General features: G+C 71.4%; 3 protein-coding genes. 2 read left to right on the top strand and 1 reads right to left on the bottom strand.

Annotation, left to right across the window (positions count from 1 at the left end):
• Window positions 1-410, top strand: a 410-nt coding sequence (locus DM816_RS44085) for an AI-2E family transporter (RefSeq protein WP_246002727.1), incomplete at its 5' end; no start/stop codon positions are given.
• 45 nt (window positions 411-455) lie between these two features.
• Here DM816_RS44085 and DM816_RS40940 read toward each other — a convergent pair.
• Window positions 456-1,529, bottom strand: a complete 1,074-nt coding sequence (locus tag DM816_RS40940) for a hypothetical protein (protein ID WP_117215817.1) — start codon at window positions 1,527-1,529, stop codon at window positions 456-458.
• 111 nt (window positions 1,530-1,640) lie between these two features.
• Between DM816_RS40940 and DM816_RS40945 the strand changes: the two genes are divergently transcribed.
• Window positions 1,641-3,596: tetratricopeptide repeat protein (locus DM816_RS40945; protein ID WP_162908386.1), on the top strand; the 1,956-nt coding region annotated here is incomplete at its 3' end.

Genomic DNA, 3,596 nt, shown 5'->3' on the forward strand with positions numbered 1-3,596 from the left:
GGGCCGTGGCCATCCACCCCCTGGCCGTCATCGTCGCGATCGCCGCCGGAATCGTCCTGGCCGGAATCGTCGGCGCGCTGATCGCCGTGCCCATCGTCGCCATGCTCAACACCGCCATCGGCCACCTCGGAAAGCGCCGGCCCCCACCACCGGACTCGGTGATCATCAGCGCAAACCCGAATCTTTGGTGGTCTTCGCCGTCAATTCGTCGGGAGTTGGGCCAGCACGGCTGGTTTGTGGGCTGTGATGCGGGCGAGGAGAGCGTTGAGATCGTTTTTCGTGTACTTCCAGTTGAAGGGTCGGGCGGCGAGGTTGTAGAGATCCTGGAAGGCGATCAGTCGGTTCTGGACGTCGGCGAGGTCGTAGAAGTCGTTGGGTGTCACGACTTTGCGTTGTACCACGAGAAGTAGATTACGAACGGGGACACGGCAGGCCGACCTCGGCGCAGGTTGGGGTTAGGAGGACCAGGCCACGGAGAAGGCGGTGTCGGCGGAGCACGCGACCTGGATGCCGTCAATGTTGTTCCAGCCCAGCAGTTTGCACCGCTCGCCGCCGTCGCCCTGCGCGGTGACGTGGGCGGCTCCGCCGGTGATGTCGAGCGGGGCCCGCACGCGATAGCGCCCGGCCGTCAAGCGTTCGACGGTCACGGCGCCGGTGGCACCGGCGGTGACGAACGCCGTGCTCGGATCGGCGCTCGATGTGTAGAACGCCGCCGCCCGGTTGGAGGTCAGCGTGGCGTCGGTGCCGCGTGCGAAGGACAGGTTGAACGTGCTGTCGGCGGGAGCCCCCCCGGGGGCGAAGCACTTGACCGCGACCATCTCGTCGGCTCCGTTGGGGTACCAACGAGAGACTTTGCACCAATCGCTGGAGGTGCCGATCGCGGTCACCTGCGCGTGCCCACCCGGCCCGCCCAGTCCGGCCATACGCACCAGGTAGCTGCCGACGGCGAGGCGGGTCGTGGTGTTCCGGCCGCCCGTCGAGTTGTACTGCTCGCTGCCGCGGACCCATCCGCCGCTGCCCGCGATCCTCGCCGCGGGCCTGGTGTAGCTCAACGTGTAAGCGGCGTCGGACGGGTTGCCGGCCGGGTCGAAGCAGGCGACCTGCACGTCCATCCCCGGATGCGACTCCGGGCTGGGCCGCACGTCGACCGCCTTGCAGTGCGCGCTTCCCGGGCCGAGCGCCGTCACCAGCACCGCACCCGTGGGATCGAGCCCGGGGAACCACACCGTGCTGCGCCCGACCGCGTCGCGCCGCGCCGCGTTGAAGTAGCCGGCCGAGTTCCCCGCGCCGGGCAGCTCGATGACGTTCCACTCGTGCAGCGGCGCGGCCACGAGGTTGATCACCGCCTCGCCCTCCATCACACCGTACGGGCTCTTGATGGTGTTGATCCGCGACGGGGACGGCGAAGGGCTCGACGTGCCGAGCACGGCAATCATCTGCGGACGCCCATACGTGGGCGTGTTCCCCAGGCTGGCAACCGTGATCGCCGTGCCGAGCACGACTGCTGAGATGACGACCAAGGTCCGCATATCCACCGTCTCCGTTCGATGTCGCCAACGCGACAGGTCGCATACGTGTTCGGGAGTACGTTCGCACCAGCCGTCAAAGGATGTTCAAAGCTCGTTCAAACGGAGGCTGCGATGGTGTCAGACCCGCTCGGCGGACGGGTGACCGTGGTGCTCGGCGCAGCCGGATTCGGCAAGACGACGGCGGTGCGGGCGTGGCTGGGCGACCGGCAGGCCAACTGGTTTCGCGGCAGCGACCTGTCGGGCCTGGGCTTCGCCACCGACGACCGGTTCACCGTCATCGACGACATGCATCTGGCGTCCGGCCCGCCGGCGCTGGCGACCCCGCCGCGGGCGCGCCTCGTGCTCATCGCCCGCCGTCCCCTGACCGCGGCCGTATTGCGTTGGGCCGCAAGCCCTCCCGCCGAGGTGGGGCCTGCTTCGCTCGCGTTGCCGCCCACCCGCATCGAACGCATGCTGCGCCGTAGGCGCCCCCACGCCGACGCGGCCGCGCTGGCAGGCAGGCTGCACGAGCTCACATGCGGCTGGCCCGCGCTGGTGCGGTTGCTCATCGACGACGACCTCGCCTCGCCCGGCGCGCCCGGCACACCGATCGCGGAATACCTCAACGCCGAGGTGCTGGGCGACCTGACCGAAGCGGCGCGCCGGTTGTTCGCCGACACCGCTCATCTCGGCTCCGTCTCGGCCGACCTGGCCACCGGTCTCGGCCACCGCCGCCCCGAGGCTGTGATCGGCGAACTGGCCCGGCTCGGCCTGCTGCATCCGGCTACCCCGGGTCATGTTTGGTATCAGCCGGTACCCGTTGCGGCCACCGTGGCCCGCAACGTGCTCAAGCGCAGGCGCGTGCTGGCCACCGCGGCCGCCTGGCACCTGCGACACGACCGCCCGGCCGACGCGCTGCGCCTGCACCTGGCCGCCGGCGACCACGCCGCGTGCGTGTCCCTCCTGAATGGACAGGGCCCGCTGATGCTCGCCGGCGGGGCTGCGGCCGACGTGGTGTCCGCGATCCGGCGCCTGCCGCCCGAGCACTGCGACGAACAGACCGACCTGTTGCTGGCCGAGGCGCTGCAGATGACGGGCGACAGCGCGGGAGCGACCGCCGTGTACGAAAAGCTCGCCGCCGGGCGCGACCGCCTGCCGGCCGCGCTGGCGTGGCGGTTCGGTGTGGCCGTGTATCTGTGGGGCAACCCGCGCGACGCGATCGGCGTGTTCGGGCGCGGCGTGCTCGGCGACGAGACAACGGCCGACGAGGCCACGCTGCTGGCGTGGATGGCCGCGGCGCACCGGCTCGCCGGGGATCTGGACAAGTGTCAGGACCATGCCATGCGCGCCCACCGCGCGGCGACCGCGTCGGGCAGCGCACGGGCGGCCGTGTCGGCCCATGTCGCGCTGGCACTGTGCGCCGATCTCGCCGGGGATCCCGCCGCGTTGCAGGCGCACTACGCGCAGGCGCTGGCGCTGGCCGAACCGGCCGGGGATGTGGTGCAGGCGATCAGGATCCGGGCCAACCTCGCTGTGGCGCTGGAGCGGGAGGCACGTTACACGGACGCGCTGGAGATGGTGCGCCCGGCCGTGGCCCTCGCCGAACGGGCCGGGCACGGCAGCCTGCTGGCGATGGCGCGCAACAACGAGGCCACGCTGCTGCACCGGCTCGGGCGGCTCGACGAGGCGGCGGGCATGTACCGGCAGTCCATCGAGGCGTATCAGCGCATCAATTCGCTGAAGGTGGCGTACCCGCTGGGCGGGCTCGGCGACCTGCTTCGCGAGCGGGGGCGGCACAGCGAGGCGCGGGCGGCGTACGAAGAATCCCTCAAGGCCTCGACCGCCCACGGCAACCGGCAGGGCATGGTCCCGGCGCTGTGCGGGCTCGCCCGGACGGTTGCGGCCGACGACCCCGAGCTGGCCGAAAGCCTTGCGGAGCGGGCGCTTTCGCATGCCTCCGGTCCGGTGATGACGGTCGCTCTGCTGGCGGGCGGCTACGCCGCGCTCGGGCGGGGCGACGCGGCCGAAGCGCGCAGGCTGGCGCTCGCCGCCGCCGACTCGGCGGGCCAGCACCGGGATCGGGCCGGG

This window comes from Allorhizocola rhizosphaerae (assembly GCF_003426775.1).
GTDB lineage: Bacteria > Actinomycetota > Actinomycetes > Mycobacteriales > Micromonosporaceae > Allorhizocola > Allorhizocola rhizosphaerae.